Genomic DNA, 17,190 nt, shown 5'->3' with positions numbered 1-17,190 from the left:
ACCATTTAGGTTTTTCTACGATACCGTCCAGCCTATACTTTTGAGAAGGGAATTCTTATCTCCTCTACAGATTTTATATCTAAGAAGAAGCACAGAGTTCCTCCCTTCTCCACCTAATGCTTAAGCTTAAAACATTAGATGCTTTTGACAAGATACAAGTAGAAGATATCCTTATTGCCTGCGTTGATGGGCTAAAAAGCTTTCCTGCAGCTATAAACAGTGTCTTTCCTAATGCGGAAGTGCAGATGTGTATAGTGCATCAGATACGCAACTCACTGAAGTATGTGGCCAGTAAAGATGCGAAGAGTTTTTTGAGCGATTTAAAGAAGGTATATCAAGCTTCAAGCAAGGAAATTGCCGAGAATTATCTGTTGGAATTGGATGAAAAATGGGGCACAAAGTACCCTATGGTTATAAAATCTTGGCAGAATAATTGGGAAAACTTGTCTGGTTATTTTAAGTATTCTGGTCCAGTTAGGAGGATAATCTACACCACCAATCCCATAGAGGGGCTACATAGGCAAATTAGGAAATTCACTAAGACCAAAGGCTCATTTACCAGCATAAATGCCTTGTATAAGCAGGTATATTGTGCTATAAAGAAGGCAGAGGAAAAGTGGACGATGCCTGTACATGATTGGGCATTAACTATCTCTCAACTTGATGTTTTCTTTCCTGGCAGATTGAAAATTGAGTCGAACTAAAAATGCGGTTTGACACAGTTTATTTAACACTCCCCTGCTATATTTGAATATATAGAAATTTTTTATAACAAACAACGTAGACATTCCACTATTAACTATTGCATTCCTGAGCATTTTGATTCATCATTTTCTTTGTAAAAAACATTCCAAACTTTCTCTCCACTTTTTCTGGGTAAGGTCAGATTTATTGCATAGGATTCCAAATTGCACCTGCCCATTTATCTTCTTGAGCTTCAACATATCTACCTACAAAATGCATACCACCTAATTTATCGTTTGGCTCACCACAAAAAATATGTCCAAACCCTATAGTTTCTTTTTCACTTCCACTATTTGTAAACCAAATGTTAGCCAGTTCATCTTTAAATAACTCCAAATCCGCATCTGGCGTAATCACTTGATGATCAAGCTCATCATATATTCCTTTCACTACTTCTTGATGCTGCGGACACCTAGGCTCTGTGGACAAAAAATATGAAAAGAGAGAAAAAGATGGTAGTTTAGCTTAATAGGTAAAAAATGGAGAAACTACCATATGCAATATTACATCAAAGAGGAAAATTGGAAACAAATTTTAGAGTTCATAAAAAGCGTAAAAGGAATGCATAGCAAAGATGAAAAACGTTTAAGAATATTCATAGAGGCAGTGTGGTACATAGTCCGAAGTGGTTGCCAATGGAGACTTTTACCAAAAACTTATGGTAATTACAGGAGTATACATAAGCGATTTAAAAGATGGTGTGAAAGAGATGTCTGGGAAAAATTGCTTGAATATACTAAACAAGAGCCTGATTTAGAAGTTGCTATAATCGACGGTACGATCATCCGAGCCCATCCATGTTCATCTGGATATACAAAAAACTCCAAGGATCAAGAAGCTTTAGGGAGGAGCAAAGGTGGCTTTACAACTAAAATACATGCGCTTGTCGATGCACTTGGAAATCCACTTAAATTTACTCTGACCCCTGGTCAAAGAAATGAGATTACACAAGCAGCAACATTAACTGAAAGTGTCTATAATACCACTGTAGTGGCTGATAAAGGCTATGACAGCAATGCTTTTGTTACGAGTCTTGAAAGCAAGGGATGTACAGCAGTTATTCCTCCGAAGCGTAATCGAAAAGTGCAGAGGGGTTACGATAAACACATTTATAAAGAGCGTCATTTAATTGAGTGTTTTTCGGTAAAATTAAGAACTTTAGGCGTATTTTTTCCAGATTCGATAAAACGGCTGAGGTTTTTATGGGTTTTCTAAATTTTGTCGGGGCTCTTGTATGGCTTCTCTAAAATTTTGTCCACAGAGCCTAAGTAAAATTTTGAAATCTTCTTTATCTGGATGTGCTCCTCAATCTCCACAAACTTTCAACACTCCTCTATCGAAGTCAGTTAATTCTGGAAACGGTGGCTGGTTGTGAACTGAAAAATGGTTCAAAATTGACCTTAACATTTTCTTCTACATAGCCGGTGTGAAAATAATGATCCTTAATATAAAAAATAAATCCTATTATTGGTATTATTAAACACAAAATTAGTTTAACTGTCTTCGACATAATCACGTTCACAAAAAAGCTAGCTTATAAGAAACAATTTAAAAAAGTTTTAATCTAATCATTTTTGCAGAGCAGCAACTCCCGGCATTTCATCACCACTTAACCAATTTAAAAATGCTTCTCCACCAGTGGAAACACATGTAAAATCCTTATCGGTAAGGCCTGCAGCGCTTATTGCAGATACACTATCACCTCCCCCTATTATGCTGGTCAACTTTCCTTTGTGCGTTAAGTCACTTACGACTTTCATTACCCCTATTGTACCACTTGCAAAAGCTGAATGTTCAAAAACACCAATAGGTCCATTCCACAGCAGAGTCTTACTGCTTGCTATTATACTGCTTATTGTACTCAAAGTTTGTGGTCCGATATCCAAAATTATATCACCGTCCAAAATGGACTCAGTTTTTCTTGAAATACTAGTGCTGTAATCAGAGTTTACTGCAACCAGAACGTCTTCTGGCACAACTATTTTGCAATTGTTTTTATTTGCTGTTTTAACAATATTATGTAGAAGGTCGTCAACACCATTTTGAAAGAAAGATTTCCCTATATTTACTTTGCTAAATGACAAAAAATTATTGGCTATTGCACCACCTAGAACTAGGTAATCAACCTTTTCTGTTAGCTTCATAAGCACTTTTATTTTAGTTGATATTTTGGCTCCCCCAACTATCGCAGTAATAGGTTTAGCTTTAAACGATACAGCTTTTTCAAGATACTTTAGCTCATCTTGTAAGCAAAATCCTGCATAGGAGGGTAAAAATTCTGTAATGCGTGAAATAGAAGCGTGAGCTCTGTGAGAGCAAGAAAATGCATCATTTACATATATATCCGCTAGAGATGCTAGTTGTTTGGCAAAATTTGAGTCACTTTGCTCTTCCTCTTTATAAAATCTTAGATTCTCTAGTAATATTATATCTCTTGCATCCATAGCACTCACTGCTTTTTGCACTTTTTCACCAACGCAATCATCAATGAATTTCACTTTTTTATTTAGTAACTGCGATAAAGTGTCAATTACATTTTTTAGCGACAGATTATTGTCTCTGGCCTTTGGGCGTCTGAAATGCGATATAATAATAATCTTTGCACTCGCATTTACTAAATACTGAATAGTAGGCAATGCTCTCAAAATACGAGTGACATCACGAATTTCTCCATTTTTTATAGGAACATTGAAGTCAACTCTGAGTAAGACGGTTTTATTGTGAAGATCACAATTTTCTATACTAGGTATGTTCATTACAAAATTGAAGCTATAAAGTCACTATACAGCAGTTTGATCTAAAGTAAAGTTTTGAGTTATACGAACGTTTAAGAGACTGTACATGATCTCAAGAAAGGAATAAACTAAGAGATAGTGTATATAAATGAGGATATATGAGGAGTTTATACCCAAGTGACATAAGTCGAGAAAAGTTTGAGATTATTGTAGCAGATCTGGAATCTTGCAGAAAGAAGACAAAACCAAGAACACTTGATTTATATGATGTATTTTGTGGGGTGCTATACGTCTTAAAAAGCGGCTGCCAGTGGAGAATGTTACCAAAAGAGTTTCCAAAATGGCGCAATTGTTACGACTATTTTAAGAAGTGGAGTGAAAAATCAGATGTAAATAAAGAAAGTGTTCTGGAGCTGGTATTAAAAAAAAATAGTTGGCGTGGTCCGACAAAACAATGGTCGGAAAGAAAAAACCAGCTTCTGCATAATTGATGCACAAAGTGTAAAAAATGCAGATACTGCTGAAGAAAAAGGCTATGATGCAGGCAAAAAGATTTCAGGAATAAAACGCCATATTGCAGTAGATACGCAAGCATGCAATTTATATAACGACAGCAGAGATAACTGACCGTAGCAGTGCTGTGAGAATGGTCGAAAATGCAAAAGAAAACCTCTCGAGAGTAAAAAATGTACTGGTTGATGCAGTGGAGAGAATTTTGCAACTCAAATAAAAACGATTATTGGTGCAACCGTTGAAGTGGTAAAAAGAAATGAATTACATTCCTTTGTTGTGTTGCCCAAAAGATGGGTTGTGGAGCGATCTTTTGCTTGGTTAGAAAAATGTAGAAGATTGTGGAAAAATTGTGAGCGGAAACTCAACACTAGCCTGCAAATGGTCGTTCTTGCTTTCACTGCTTTACTCCTTAAAAGATTATGAACAGGCTCTTAGGGGATAAATGGCTAAAAAGAGAGTTAAAACACATTAATTTGGGAGATATAAGGCTTAATAAAAGACTTATAAAAACAAGTTATTGCATAGAGGGTAAGGCATCTGAATCAAAGCTGTAGTGGGTGGTAAGGGTGCATATAAGCAATGAAAAGCTTGAAGATAAGGAAATTTATTCTTCCCATTATAAAGAAACTAAGGAAAGAATAAAAGGAAACCAGTTGGTATTTTCAGTTCAAGATACAAGTTATTTGGATTTTGACTCTCATATAAAGACCAAGAGACTAGGCAGTATTTCTAAAGCTTATACAAAGCATAAAATGGGTTTACTGTTGCATAGTGCCTAGCAAAGACGGATTACCTTTAGGTCTATCTTCCCAACAATGTTGGGCGCGTTCTATTAGGGAAGAAGAAACGGTACAAGAAAAAGCAAACAGAAAATACCGTACCTCCATAGAAGAAAAAGAAAGTTATAAGTGGATAACAGCTCTCAAAGAAACTATAAACAACCTTCCTCCAAATGTACAACTTTTGGTGATAGGGAAGCAGACATCTTCAAATTTTTATGGGTGGCTGAGACGTTAGGTAGTTTTTATGTAATCCGCAATCGAGCTAATAGAAGATTTATCTGTACTGAAGTCGGAAAAACAGATTTGCAAACACGCATCACTCAACTGCCAGTAAAAAAGAAAATTTCTCTAGAAGTTACTAAAGGTGAAAACCAGAGATCAAGGAAAGCTAATATTGAAGTTAAGTATATGAAAGCCTATCAGATCTTCTTCCATTTATGGGTCAAAAGATACAATACATAAAATAAGTCCCTGTATATGTGGTAAGTGCAAAAGCTCCTGATGGATTGGAAGCTGTCGACTGGACTCTACTAACTAATGTACCATACTTTAGATGCCATAGAAAAGATAAATTGGTATAAGCTAAGATGGAAAATTGAAGAGTATTTTAGGATTTTAAAATCAGGATGTAAGATAGAAAGCTCTCGCTTAGCTACAAAAGAAAGATTACAGAAGTTAATTGCTATAAAAAGTATAATCGCGTTTAAAATTTTATATTTGACAAAAGTGGCTTTATCAAATCCCATGGAAACTTGTACTAAAATTTTAAGCAACGAAGAGTGGAAGGTCCTTTACATGCGTGAGTATCGGGTAGCAACATTACCCGAAGAACCTCCAAACATAAAACAAGCTATTATTTGGTTAGGAAAATTGGGTGGATTTATGAATAGAAAAAGTGATAATTTACCAGGGTCTATGACTCTATGGCGGGGCTATGAAAACCTTAAGGAGAGCATTGTTATGCTTCACATCATAACCTCTCAAAATTGTGGGTAAAAGTAAGCAGGTGAGTATGGTGGTAGGTATATAATGTCGATATTTTTAGGTACTTTTAAATTTTTTGACTTATGCCAACTAGCACAATCCATGATAAGAAATGCCTCCCTTGTTCCTAAATATTGTGACATCTGCTCAAGGAATATATTCATACAATCAGTATTGACGTTTGAGCTAGAACTCTCTCCATTTCTGGGATTAACTGCACTATAGAGATAAAAATTTTCCTACCTAGTTTTACCTTAACCTGTGTCCTAATGCCTTTTTTAAACCACCCGTGTCCAATCTTTGAATGTGTGCCAAACCGCGATTCATCGAAGAAAAATAGCTCTTTTTCAGGATACATGACAATAGTTTCATTAAGATTTTTTTTTAAATCCCTCTTGTTTACTTTTATCTTGTCCGTTATGCACTGGTCTTGGTGTGATACATGAGAATTTCATTCTTTGCATATTACGGTGTACTGTAGATTTGCTGATATTCAAACCAAACTTTTCTTGAATTCTTATTTTCATTTCTTTTATAGTAATATTGGGGTTTTCCTCTATCCACACCTCAACTTGTTCACGTTGACTTTGATTCAATATAGTTTTTCTACGGCGTTGAGGCGGAGCAAATAATTTTTCTTCTCTGCCAAATTTTAGGTGCTTTATCCATGCAGTAAGTGCCTTTCTTGAAATGCAGCATATCTTTGCTACGGCTGTTATACTGTGCTTTTTTGCTGCAATTACAGCATTTAGTTTTTTTGCAACATATGCGTTATTTCTTACTTTCTTCAGCATTTCTTTTGCTGATTCCACCACTTTTTCATCCAATAATTTTGATCTTAATGCCATTTAAACCTCGCTATTTTACTTACTTCAGTATGGCTTTTTTTCTATTATTGTCTATCCGTTACTTGTGTAGCGGGAATTGGTATTAGTTTGGGTTATGCAAGAAGTCTATTATAATCAGGCTTTAAGTATGCGGAAGTAATTTTTTGCGTTAGAGTAAAAAATTTTTTCTATAGCTAATCAAAGTGGATCAAGAGAAACTTACCACTTTCTTTACAAAGGGTTTGATGTTACCATTTGACTGCCTATTCTGAATTTATGAATGAACGTTAACATAAAGAATCTAGTTCATGCTTTCTCTAAATTGCCAAGTTTAGGGCCATCATCATCACGCAGGTTAGTTATACATTTACTCCAAAACAAAGAAAAAGTTATGCTACCACTTGCATCTTTGATTAAAGAGCTAGCAGATCTTATAATAGAGTGTGAAGTTTGCGGAAATCTAGATACTAAATCACCTTGTTCTATTTGTACTAATCCAAAACGTGACACTAAGTTACTGTGTGTAGTAGAAGAATTGGGTGATCTATGGGCGTTTGAAAAAGGAAATATATATTCAGGTTTATACCATGTTTTGGGTGGCAGATTATCTGCGATAAATGGCATGGGTCCAAAAGAACTTAACCTTGACACTATTCTAAAAAGAGTGACGGAGTCTAAAATTGAAGAGATAATTATCGCAATTAATCCGACATTAGAGGGCCAAGTTACTGCACAATATATAATTGAATTGCTAAAAGACTTGAATGTGAAAATATCGCGCCTTGCTTGTGGCATACCAATGGGTGGAGAAATTGACTATCTAGATGAAGGAACGCTAAAAGCAGCCCTCACTTTAAGACAAGAATATGAGTTAAATATAAAATAAGACATGTGCTTAAAAAAACTTATATCGCTAGTAACATTCAAAAAGAAAAAAATAGTGTCACCACTTAAAGTGGTGGCTTGGGAAAATGACCGTCTAAACTATAAGCAATTTTCAGGTAAATTCAACACTATAATTAAAACAATTGATAAGTCTTTTACAATAATATCTTTAGAAGGATATGATGGATGGGGCAAGACGTTTTTTTTGAAAGAATGGGTAAAAGAGCTAAAGCAACAAAATGAAATTGCAGCTTATTATAGCGCATGGGATATCAATGCACTGGATCAACCGCTTCCTTCTTTTTTAAATTTCCTATTTGAAGATTTATTTGCATCGTATAAAGTAAAAAGAAGCGTTATACAACAGTTCAAGAACATAAACAAAGAACTGTTTTCTCTAAACACAATAGGAAAGATGATCAGTAAATCTCCACTTGCTATGCTTTCCGTATTTCTTGATGCTGCAAAAGAGGCTGATAAAAAAGACATAGGTTTTGTCTTGAGTGAATTAAGTCTTCTCCAAAGAAGAAAAGAGAGTACTAGAGATTTTAAAACACAGTTAGCGGATGTGGTTAATAAAATCAGAAAAGACAAAAACATTTATATAATGGTGGATAATCTTGATGTGTGCCGTCCTAAATTCGTTGTCGATTTTTTGGAATCTATAAAGCATATGCTTGATGTGGAGGGGCTGGTTTTCATTATTTCTGTAAGTAAAGATAAGAGTAATGTACAGAGAGCAATCAGCACAATACTTGGACCAAATTTTGACCTAAAATCTTTTACTAATCTCTTTTTACATTTACCAAAACAACCGATAGAAAAATTTACAAAAGAACTATTTGAAAATATTAAATTACCGAAAAAATCAAAAAATTTGATTATAGATAGTTTTATACTTTATGCAGAAAGCCTATCACTATCGCTGAAAACAATAGAATATTGCGCAAAAAAAATAAAACTATGTCTTCTGAATTATATAAAGGAAGAACTACCTGATCCGAATTTGTTTGCATTTTTGGTAATACTGCAATCAATAAATATTGATATATATGAGGAACTAGATTCCTCATGTCAAAGATCCTTGGAAAAAATTGAAAATGAATATAAATCTTTAATTTTAACCCACATAAATGGTCAAGAGGAATGGGAAAAACTTAAAACCTCTCTAGAAGCTGCTTTTGCAGAGAAGGAGTCAAAAATTAACAAAGCTATAAAGGACATAATATTTTAAAAAGATACCCTACCTTTGCATATACAAGGATAGGGTAAGGGAGTGTTAAATAAACTGTGTCAAACCGAAAAAAAAGTAATAAATTGATATAAAAAAATGGAGGTTTGACAATGAGTCAGAAAGTAGTAAACAGAACTACCGGTTTGGTAGATTATAAAGAATTAGAAACAAATATCCTGTCGTCTATACGAGAAGGAAGACCGTTGACAGGAAGAGATGGAGCATTAACACCGTTTATAAAAAAGTTGCTGGAGGTAAGCCTGGAAGGTGAAATAGAAAACCACTTGTCGGCTAAAAGCGAAGAGAATAATCGAAGAAATGGGAGAAATGCAAAAACTTTACGTACAAGTGCAGAGCTATTAACACCAAGAGATAGAGAAGGAAGTTTCGAACCACAAATAGTCAAAAAAAGGCAAACAAACTTACATCCAGAGCTTGAAACGAAGATTTTGAGCACATTTGCCAGTGGTATGGGCTATAGAGATATAGTGTCACATGTTGAGGAAATTTATGATCACAAAATATCGGCGGCAGAGATATCAAGTATTACTGACAAATTGCTACCAGTAATCAACGAATGGCGTAGTCGCCCGCTGCAGTCTGTATATCCGATAGTTTTCATGGATGGCATGTTTTTTAAAGTCAAAGAGGACGGGCATTGCGTAAGTAAATGCATGTATAACATATTAGGCATAGATCAAAATGGCAAAAAAGAAGTATTAGGTTTTTATTTGGCTGAAAGTGAAGGAGCTAACTTCTGGTTGGGAGTGTTAAATGACCTCAAAGAAAGAGGAGTAGAAGATATCCTTATTGCCTGCGTTGATGGGCTAAAAAGCTTTCCTGCAGCTATAAACAGTGTCTTTCCTAATGCGGAAGTGCAGATGTGTATAGTGCATCAGATACGCAACTCACTGAAGTATGTGGCCAGTAAAGATGCGAAGAGTTTTTTGAGCGATTTAAAGAAGGTATATCAAGCTTCAAGCAAGGAAATTGCCGAGAATTATCTGTTGGAATTGGATGAAAAATGGGGCACAAAGTACCCTATGGTTATAAAATCTTGGCAGAATAATTGGGAAAACTTGTCTGGTTATTTTAAGTATTCTGGTCCAGTTAGGAGGATAATCTACACCACCAATCCCATAGAGGGGCTACATAGGCAAATTAGGAAATTCACTAAGACCAAAGGCTCATTTACCAGCATAAATGCCTTGTATAAGCAGGTATATTGTGCTATAAAGAAGGCAGAGGAAAAGTGGACGATGCCTGTACATGATTGGGCATTAACTATCTCTCAACTTGATGTTTTCTTTCCTGGCAGATTGAAAATTGAGTCGAACTAAAAATGCGGTTTGACACAGTTTATTTAACACTCCCCCTAAAGTTCTTAATTTTACCGAAAAAACACTCAATTAAATGACGCTCTTTATAAATGTGTTTATCGTAACCCCTCTGCACTTTTCGATTACGCTTCGGAGGAATAACTGCTGTACATCCCTTGCTTTCAAGACTCGTAACAAAAGCATTGCTGTCATAGCCTTTATCAGCCACTACAGTGGTATTATAGACACTTTCAGTTAATGTTGCTGCTTGTGTAATCTCATTTCTTTGACCAGGGGTCAGAGTAAATTTAAGTGGATTTCCAAGTGCATCGACAAGCGCATGTATTTTAGTTGTAAAGCCACCTTTGCTCCTCCCTAAAGCTTCTTGATCCTTGGAGTTTTTTGTATATCCAGATGAACATGGATGGGCTCGGATGATCGTACCGTCGATTATAGCAACTTCTAAATCAGGCTCTTGTTTAGTATATTCAAGCAATTTTTCCCAGACATCTCTTTCACACCATCTTTTAAATCGCTTATGTATACTCCTGTAATTACCATAAGTTTTTGGTAAAAGTCTCCATTGGCAACCACTTCGGACTATGTACCACACTGCCTCTATGAATATTCTTAAACGTTTTTCATCTTTGCTATGCATTCCTTTTACGCTTTTTATGAACTCTAAAATTTGTTTCCAATTTTCCTCTTTGATGTAATATTGCATATGGTAGTTTCTCCATTTTTTACCTATTAAGCTAAACTACCATCTTTTTCTCTCTTTTCATATTTTTTGTCCACAGAGCCTAGAGACTTTTAAAATTTCTTCAATAGTTTTGCTATTTTTACATAATATGGCATAAGTAAGTGGTGTGTAAATTTCTTCCTGACCATCTGGACATTTTATAATTGTTGTTGCGTCAAGAATGTCTTTCAGAGTATCGGTTTCTTTAGCTACTCTTAACATTTTCTCAACAGCTATACTATCTTTACGTAGTATAGCATAAGCAAGTGGTGTAACAGTTAGTTCTTTATCCCGATGTTTGCTTACTTCCGTAGTAAGAATCCTTTGTTTTTTCTCTTCAGATATTTTTTCTAGTTCTTCAGCAATGCTACTTTTTTTGCCTTTTATTTTTGATGCTAATTTTAAAATACTTTTTTCATCTTTCTCTTTCAATTTCGAATCGTTTACCTGATGAGTCATTTTTTTCTCAAGGTCTTTTTTATTAAACTAAGCATAACATTTCCTCTCTTCGTGGTTATAATATTTGCTTTTATGAATCAGTTGTGTTGATAATGTATTAATTGCATAGTTCAGACATTGTTTTATAAAGTAAAATTTTAGTAGACCACCTTACAAGAACGTTTCTTGCTAATTCTGAATCAGAAAAAAAGACGCAGTAAAGTGATTTGTAAGGGAAGAATGAAACTTGTAGCTATAGCTAAACTGACTTACGACAATTTGAAAAACGACAAATTCGTCATCCCGCTGCTTGTTAGCGGGATCTAGAGATACCATGACGGTATGACGTAGGACTGCTGTCATGCCAGTGCTTGACACTGGCATCCAGTCTTTATTATGCAGCCACTTGGTTAGAATTAAGTCTTCTGGATCCCAGTGTCTGGGCACTGGGATGACACCTCTGGGCACTGCCGTCATAAAGGAACCAGTATCAGCTACTTGAATGACACAGTTTTTGCTTAAACCCGTAACGTTCGTACATTTTGCTAAAAGTTCAAATATCAACATCATGCACGTTGAGTGCATTGCTATTAATAAAATCACGGCGTGGTTCAACTATATCACCCATTAATATTGAAAATATGGAATCAGCTTCTTCACAATCTTTTATTTCAACCTTCAATAAAGTTCTAGCCTCAGGATTTAACGTAGTATCCCATAGCTGATCAGCATTCATTTCACCAAGACCTTTAAATCTCTGCAGAGTTAAACCCTTTTTACCATAGTCCATTATTATTTTTGCAAGTGCACTTGGAGAAGTGATTCTTATTTCAGTTTCTTGTGACTTTAAAAATGAATCGCCATTAAATAAGTTACTTATACCATCAAGCAAACTTAATATGTTTTGCATATCTTTGCCTTCAAGCACACTAAGTGCAAATATATATTTGTCTGCCAATCCTTGAAATAATTTAGAGATGTGAATTTCTTTTTCTTCATCTTTTATTTCCACTTCCCAAGTGTATTCGCTGTACATTAATTTTAAATACTTTAATATCTCATCAGCCGATGATAGAGCATTCTTTTTGCTTAAAATTAGCAATGACTCTAAGAGATTTTGTGGTATTTCTCTATCATAATTTTTGCTAATATTAGAAGTGCTAACGCATTTATTCAAAATAAGGCGCAAGTCGTTAAATTCTGTAGTTGTACCACTTAGTGTTAATCTTTTAACTGCTGAGTTTATTATATACTCTTCAAAAGTTTCGTCATCTTTAATATAAGTGTCTTTAGCATTCTTTGTAACTTTATAGAGGGGTGGCTGTGCTATATATAAATATCCCTTATCAATTACTTCACGCATATGTCGAAAGAAAAAGGTTAGAATCAAAGTCCTGATATGTGATCCATCAACGTCTGCATCTGTCATAATGATAATCTTATGATATCTAACTTTCTCAACATTAAAATGCTCACTTCCTATTCCAGCACCAATTGCAGTAATTAAAGAGCCTATTTCTGCAGATGAAAAAATACGATCTAAACTTACACGTTCCACATTCAGGATTTTTCCTTTTAAAGCAAGTACAGCTTGTGTTTTTCGATTACGACCTTGTTTTGCAGAACCACCTGCTGAATTACCTTCTACTATAAATAATTCTGACAATTCGGGAGCTTTTTCCTGGCAATCAGCAAGTTTTCCTGGCAGAGTTGCAATATCAATACTGTTCTTATTCTTAACTAGTTCACGTGCCTTTCGAGCAGCTTCTCTTCCTTTTGCTGACCTAATTGCTCTTTCTACTATGCTTGCCGCCAATTTGGGATCAGTTTCAAGGATTGTGCTCAATTTATCAGAAACTATACTTTCTACAACTGCACGTGCTTCAGAACTAACTAGCTTGTCTTTTGTTTGTGAAGAAAATTTAGGATCAGGCATCTTAAGAGATAAAACACAAGTTAAACCTTCTCTAACGTCCTCTCCAGTTAAATTTACTTTTGCTTTCTTTAAGAACCCTTCATTAGTTGCATAGGTATTGATGCACCTAGTTAAGGCGGACCTAAACCCTGCCAAATGCGTACCACCATCTCGTTGCCTTATATTATTCGTGAAGCATAACATATGTTCATAGTAGGAATCATTCCATTCCATCGATATTTCCAAGCTGATGCCAAGATCTTCTGCATCTCCTTTCATACTGGCAATTTTAGTTACATGTGTCTTATTCTTATCTAAATACTGCACAAAATTTGCTGTACCAAAATTGTCTTTAGATTGATTGCTCTGATTGAAATGAGATTCTGTATATGGTTCATTGCGCAAATCACGTAAAGTAATGTCGATATTTGAATTTAAAAATGCTAATTCTCTTATACGACTTTCAAGCGTTGAGTAACTGAAATTAATGCCATTAAAAGTCTCTGTTGATGGCATGAACGTGACTTTAGTTCCTCTTTTGTTTGTATTTTCGTTGACTACCTTTAAAGGTTCAATAGACTCACCATCTTCAAAACGCATAAAGTGTTCTTTCTTATTGCGCCAAATAATTAATTCCAACCAGCTTGATAATGCATTCACAACTGAGATTCCAACACCATGTAATCCCCCAGAAACTTTATAGGTATTATTGTCAAACTTACCACCAGCATGGAGTTGAGTCATTATTACTTCTGCTGCTGATATTCCTTCTTCTTCATGAATGTCAGTTGGAATGCCACGGCCATTGTCGGTTACTGATACTGAACCATCTTTATTTATACTAACTTCAATTTTATCACAATATCCAGCTAAAGATTCATCTATTGCGTTGTCAATAACCTCATATACCATGTGGTGCAAGCCAGATCCATCGTCAGTGTCACCAATGTACATACCTGGACGTTTCCTTACAGCATCAAGACCCCTTAAGATTTTTATTGCATCGGCATTATAACTATTTTCCATTAGATTGCTTCATTTATACACGTTAATTGATGTTACATTCAGATATACTAGTTAGCAACGTTTTTAAACTGATAATCCATATTAAAAGCACAACTTTACGAACATTTATTTTTGAAGGACAGCAAATGGTGTCATTCCAATGCGTCTCCATAACTGTACGAACATTCATTTTTGAAGGTAAATTGCACAACAGATGATGTCATTCCAGTCTGGAATCCAGAAATTTTGCTTATAACTGAGCTGATGAGCTAAAGGTAGTCGTCTTACGCTAAAACAAACGTTTTTAATTAAGTTGCATAGAAGCTGGATCCCAGTGGGCTTTGTTGCATAGCACCTTAAGCAGTGATGGTTTACGACAAATTTATGTAATGATTTCAAATTTAGCCATACCAATATCAGTGAATTTGTTGAGCAAATAGCACTTAATTAGTAATTCTTTTTCACGATTTACTTCAGATTTATTCCTAAAGCTAAATCCAAATACTTGCTTCAACCTTGAGAAAAATCCTTCTATGTAAGATCTCTTTCCATAAATCGCTTCCTTTTTCCACTCTTTTACACCATCTTGTCCATATAATTTTATTAACCTAATAGCAGCATTTCTGTCAGACATATAATCTATTTTTGAATGTTCTGCTGCATCCTTTTTTGGTAGAACTTTTGTCTTTATATCGTATTTCTTACACAATTTATAAAGTTTGTGCCTATCGTATGCCCTATCTGCATATAATGCTTTTATTTTGTGCTGAAAATTAACTTCTTCAAGCAAATCGCAAGCTCCATAGTGGTCAGAGTAGACGCCATTACTGTATCTTGCAGCTATAGCTTTTTTACTATTCACACTTAACATAACATGTAACTTTCTTACTTGCTCGTAGCTTCGGTACTTTCTATCTGCACTGTTTTCCTTACTGTGGCCAGGAGTGTTACTGTAAATGCTGATACTTGTGCTATCTATGATAATTTCAATATTTTCCATGTTGCTTTTATCAACCCTGCAATCATTTATCTTAATATTAAGTTTTTTAAACCTTCTTGATGCTTGTGAATAGCTGATAACTGCCAAATTTTTTCCTATTTGTTGCAGATATCCTTTTATAAACCCCACCGTTTGTCTTAAACCAATTCTAAAAAGATTGACAATTATATGCACCAAAATTACGACTTTATCACTGTAAATATAGTTGCCGCCCTGCATTTTTGGACTATTTTCATACCAATTTTCGATAGCTTCATCGATGTAATGAAAAATATTTCCCCTTTTTTCAAGGAATTTGTTATATTCGTTTTGGTTACTGACTTTCATTTTCTGTGGCATATTTTTTCTTCAACAGTTAAATGGTTATTTATAATGAATTTTGTCAGTAGCTACCAGATTTTTTCGGTTGCTATGCAACAAAGCCATCCCAGTGTCAAGCACTGGGATGACAGCAGTCCTACACCATACCGCGATTCATTCGCGGTATCTCAGCCGCTAACAAGTAGCGGTATGACAGCAGTCCTACGTTATACCGTCACGGTATCTCTTAGCCGCTAACAAGTAGCGGGATGACGGTTGTCGGTAAGCCTAAATTACTTTAGCTATATCTCTGCAGCTAACTGCGCTAACAATGTCAGCATTAATTAAAAATTAAATATTAAGTCTTTGTACTTTTATAGATAGCGTTAATATTGAGGTAACATTGTGGGTACAACTAAGATTAGTAAATTTCCATTTAATATAAAAGGTAAAGTGGCAAAACAACATGCCGAACCAATAATCGAAAAAAATCTCTATACTATTTTAGGATTCAAAGATATAGAAGATTTTGAAAATAAGACAAGTAAGCTTGTTAATAAAAAAGTTTGGCAATCATTTGTTGACTGCTTTGCAAAAGAAATAGATTATGCAGCAACCGAAAAAGTTGTAAAGAACATCCTTTGTAACATTGCAAAGAGTGATCGCGGTGATGCTTTTACCAAAGCTGAACGTCTAATATTAAATGAAAAACAAGGTGATAAAAAGAGAGAAAAAGCGATTAGAGAAGCTATTAGTATTTTGAGGAAAATCAATCCAGAAAAAGCCTTTAGTGAACTTTCAGTAATAAAAAAACAAGCTGAAGATTTTTTACAAACCGATTTTTATAAAGCTCAGAGTAAACCACTTCAAGGATTTGCTCCCTCTGGTGGACAGCTCTTTGCGGAAGTTCTGAAATATATAGAAACACTAGAAAAATTATCCGAAGTAAAAAAAGAAGGGCTAGTTAAAGATTTCTTGTTAAATCATGTTAGTTCATTGAATAAAAAGTATCCTAAATCACAAGGCAAAAGGGAAGATGCTATAACAATACTATCAAGTGATGAGTTGAAGAATTTTTACAATAAAGGTGTAGAAGAAGGAATATTACAACCAATGGTATCTTACAAAGAATGCAGAAACCTGTATGACAAAATGAACCAAATGAAAAATGAATCCAAAAGTATAATTAAAAGAGAAGGACGGGAAGAAAATTTGAAGAAAATAGATAAGTCGATAGTCAGTGCAATTAATGACATAAAAAAACATAGAGAAGCAATCCTTAACTGTAAAGATTTTCAAAGTTCTTACATAAAAGAGAAAAAAGAACATCCATTTAGAGGCAACGCATGTCAAAAAATAATTGATATATATCAAGAGAGAATTGCTGGATATCAGGAGAAAATTCGTCAAAATTTAAACCAAATAAAAGCGATATTAAAAAGTGCGCCGCAAGAAATGGATGATGTGGAAGAATTAGAGGAAATAATCGATGGTATGAATGAAGCGAAGCAGTGTGATGAAAATTTTGACTCAGCTTTGATTTGTTTATCGAACATACAGAATGAGCTAGATATTCAACTGGAAAATCCTTCAACAGAGCTAAGAGTTTTTCATATTAACGTTAAAACTGAAGTAACTCGGTTATAAGAGCCAAATTTTTGGGACAATTTTAATTCAAGACAGCTCTCGCAACTTTAGTCTGCGTTTTTATTTGGTTGTGTTTTGTTAAAAAAACTTTAGATTTATTTTATAATCGATACTCAAATA

The 17,190-nt window shown here is 34.7% G+C and carries 12 protein-coding genes and 7 pseudogenes; 11 read left to right on the top strand and 8 right to left on the bottom strand.

Going from position 1 to position 17,190, the window contains the following annotated elements:
* Positions 1-158 precede the first annotated feature (158 nt).
* Positions 159-704 (top strand): annotated as a pseudogene (locus ACQH1X_RS05570) (IS256-like element ISWpi15 family transposase); the annotation flags it as partial.
* A 36-nt stretch (positions 705-740) separates the two neighbouring features.
* A pseudogene (locus ACQH1X_RS05565) lies at positions 741-842 on the top strand (IS3 family transposase); the annotation flags it as partial.
* A 58-nt stretch (positions 843-900) separates the two neighbouring features.
* Here ACQH1X_RS05565 and ACQH1X_RS05560 read toward each other — a convergent pair.
* Positions 901-1,155: pseudogene (locus tag ACQH1X_RS05560) on the bottom strand (EndoU domain-containing protein); the annotation flags it as partial.
* Between the two features lie 84 nt (positions 1,156-1,239).
* Here ACQH1X_RS05560 and ACQH1X_RS05555 point away from each other — a divergent pair.
* Positions 1,240-1,991, top strand: a pseudogene (locus ACQH1X_RS05555) (IS5 family transposase).
* A 61-nt stretch (positions 1,992-2,052) separates the two neighbouring features.
* Here ACQH1X_RS05555 and ACQH1X_RS05550 read toward each other — a convergent pair.
* Both ACQH1X_RS05550 and ACQH1X_RS05545 read right to left on the bottom strand, forming a co-directional pair.
* A pseudogene (locus ACQH1X_RS05550) lies at positions 2,053-2,254 on the bottom strand (EndoU domain-containing protein); the annotation flags it as partial.
* Positions 2,255-2,312: 58 nt separating this feature from the next.
* Positions 2,313-3,500 carry a phosphoglycerate kinase gene (locus ACQH1X_RS05545; RefSeq protein WP_425385944.1) on the bottom strand — a complete coding sequence of 396 codons (1,188 nt, stop codon included), beginning with the start codon at positions 3,498-3,500 and terminating at the stop codon, positions 2,313-2,315.
* Between the two features lie 137 nt (positions 3,501-3,637).
* Between ACQH1X_RS05545 and ACQH1X_RS05540 the strand changes: the two are divergent.
* From ACQH1X_RS05540 to ACQH1X_RS05525, 4 genes and pseudogenes are all read left to right on the top strand, one after another.
* Positions 3,638-4,415, top strand: a pseudogene (locus ACQH1X_RS05540) (IS5 family transposase).
* Positions 4,412-4,546: a transposase DNA-binding-containing protein gene (locus ACQH1X_RS05535; protein WP_425385943.1), complete on the top strand. Its 135-nt coding sequence runs from the start codon at positions 4,412-4,414 to the stop codon at positions 4,544-4,546. Before ACQH1X_RS05540 ends, ACQH1X_RS05535 begins: the two are co-directional and overlap by 4 nt.
* Before the next feature lie 354 nt (positions 4,547-4,900).
* Positions 4,901-5,236 carry a hypothetical protein gene (locus ACQH1X_RS05530; protein ID WP_425385942.1) on the top strand — a complete coding sequence of 112 codons (336 nt, stop codon included), beginning with the start codon at positions 4,901-4,903 and terminating at the stop codon, positions 5,234-5,236.
* A gap of 75 nt (positions 5,237-5,311) precedes the next feature.
* A complete protein-coding gene (locus tag ACQH1X_RS05525; protein ID WP_265026145.1) occupies positions 5,312-5,770 on the top strand; it encodes an IS4 family transposase in 459 nt (152 codons plus the stop codon).
* An 8-nt stretch (positions 5,771-5,778) separates the two neighbouring features.
* Here the strand turns inward: ACQH1X_RS05525 and ACQH1X_RS05520 are convergent.
* Positions 5,779-6,606: pseudogene (locus tag ACQH1X_RS05520) on the bottom strand (IS630 family transposase); the annotation flags it as partial.
* A gap of 259 nt (positions 6,607-6,865) precedes the next feature.
* On the opposite strand from ACQH1X_RS05520, the gene recR reads away from it, so the two are divergent.
* The 3 genes from recR (at position 6,866) to ACQH1X_RS05505 (ending at position 10,044) form a co-directional block, all read left to right on the top strand.
* Positions 6,866-7,471 (top strand): recombination mediator RecR, encoded by a 606-nt coding sequence (gene recR / locus ACQH1X_RS05515; protein ID WP_425385941.1) that lies wholly within the window; start codon positions 6,866-6,868, stop codon positions 7,469-7,471.
* Between the two features lie 3 nt (positions 7,472-7,474).
* A complete protein-coding gene (locus ACQH1X_RS05510) occupies positions 7,475-8,704 on the top strand; it encodes a KAP family P-loop NTPase fold protein (protein WP_425385940.1) in 1,230 nt (409 codons plus the stop codon).
* 110 nt (positions 8,705-8,814) lie between these two features.
* Positions 8,815-10,044, top strand: coding sequence for an IS256-like element ISWpi15 family transposase (locus ACQH1X_RS05505; protein ID WP_425385843.1), 1,230 nt, complete (start codon positions 8,815-8,817; stop codon positions 10,042-10,044).
* 19 nt (positions 10,045-10,063) lie between these two features.
* On the opposite strand, the gene ACQH1X_RS05500 is transcribed toward ACQH1X_RS05505, so the two are convergent.
* The 4 genes from ACQH1X_RS05500 to ACQH1X_RS05485 all read right to left on the bottom strand — a co-directional run bounded on the left by ACQH1X_RS05500 (position 10,064) and on the right by ACQH1X_RS05485 (position 15,462).
* Entirely contained in the window at positions 10,064-10,747 is a 684-nt protein-coding gene (locus ACQH1X_RS05500; RefSeq protein WP_425385939.1) for an IS5 family transposase, read from the bottom strand.
* 57 nt (positions 10,748-10,804) lie between these two features.
* The gene (locus tag ACQH1X_RS05495; RefSeq protein ID WP_425385938.1) at positions 10,805-11,224 is read right to left on the bottom strand and encodes a WD_0033/WD_0034 family tandem repeat-containing protein; all 420 of its coding nucleotides are present in this window, start codon (positions 11,222-11,224) and stop codon (positions 10,805-10,807) included.
* Between the two features lie 532 nt (positions 11,225-11,756).
* Positions 11,757-14,144: a DNA topoisomerase (ATP-hydrolyzing) subunit B gene (gene gyrB, locus ACQH1X_RS05490; protein WP_425385937.1), complete on the bottom strand. Its 2,388-nt coding sequence runs from the start codon at positions 14,142-14,144 to the stop codon at positions 11,757-11,759.
* A 361-nt stretch (positions 14,145-14,505) separates the two neighbouring features.
* Positions 14,506-15,462, bottom strand: coding sequence for an IS5 family transposase (locus ACQH1X_RS05485; protein WP_425385760.1), 957 nt, complete (start codon positions 15,460-15,462; stop codon positions 14,506-14,508).
* A 366-nt stretch (positions 15,463-15,828) separates the two neighbouring features.
* Here ACQH1X_RS05485 and ACQH1X_RS05480 point away from each other — a divergent pair, with 366 nt between their 5' ends.
* The gene (locus ACQH1X_RS05480; RefSeq protein WP_425385936.1) at positions 15,829-17,070 is read left to right on the top strand and encodes a hypothetical protein; all 1,242 of its coding nucleotides are present in this window, start codon (positions 15,829-15,831) and stop codon (positions 17,068-17,070) included.
* The last annotated feature ends 120 nt before the right edge of the window (positions 17,071-17,190 follow it).

It is taken from the genome of Wolbachia endosymbiont (group A) of Barypeithes pellucidus (assembly GCF_964030885.1).
Classification (GTDB): Bacteria; Pseudomonadota; Alphaproteobacteria; order Rickettsiales; family Anaplasmataceae; genus Wolbachia.
The sequence above is the reverse complement of the archived record's forward strand: the minus strand, read 5'-3'. Positions and strand labels throughout refer to the sequence as shown.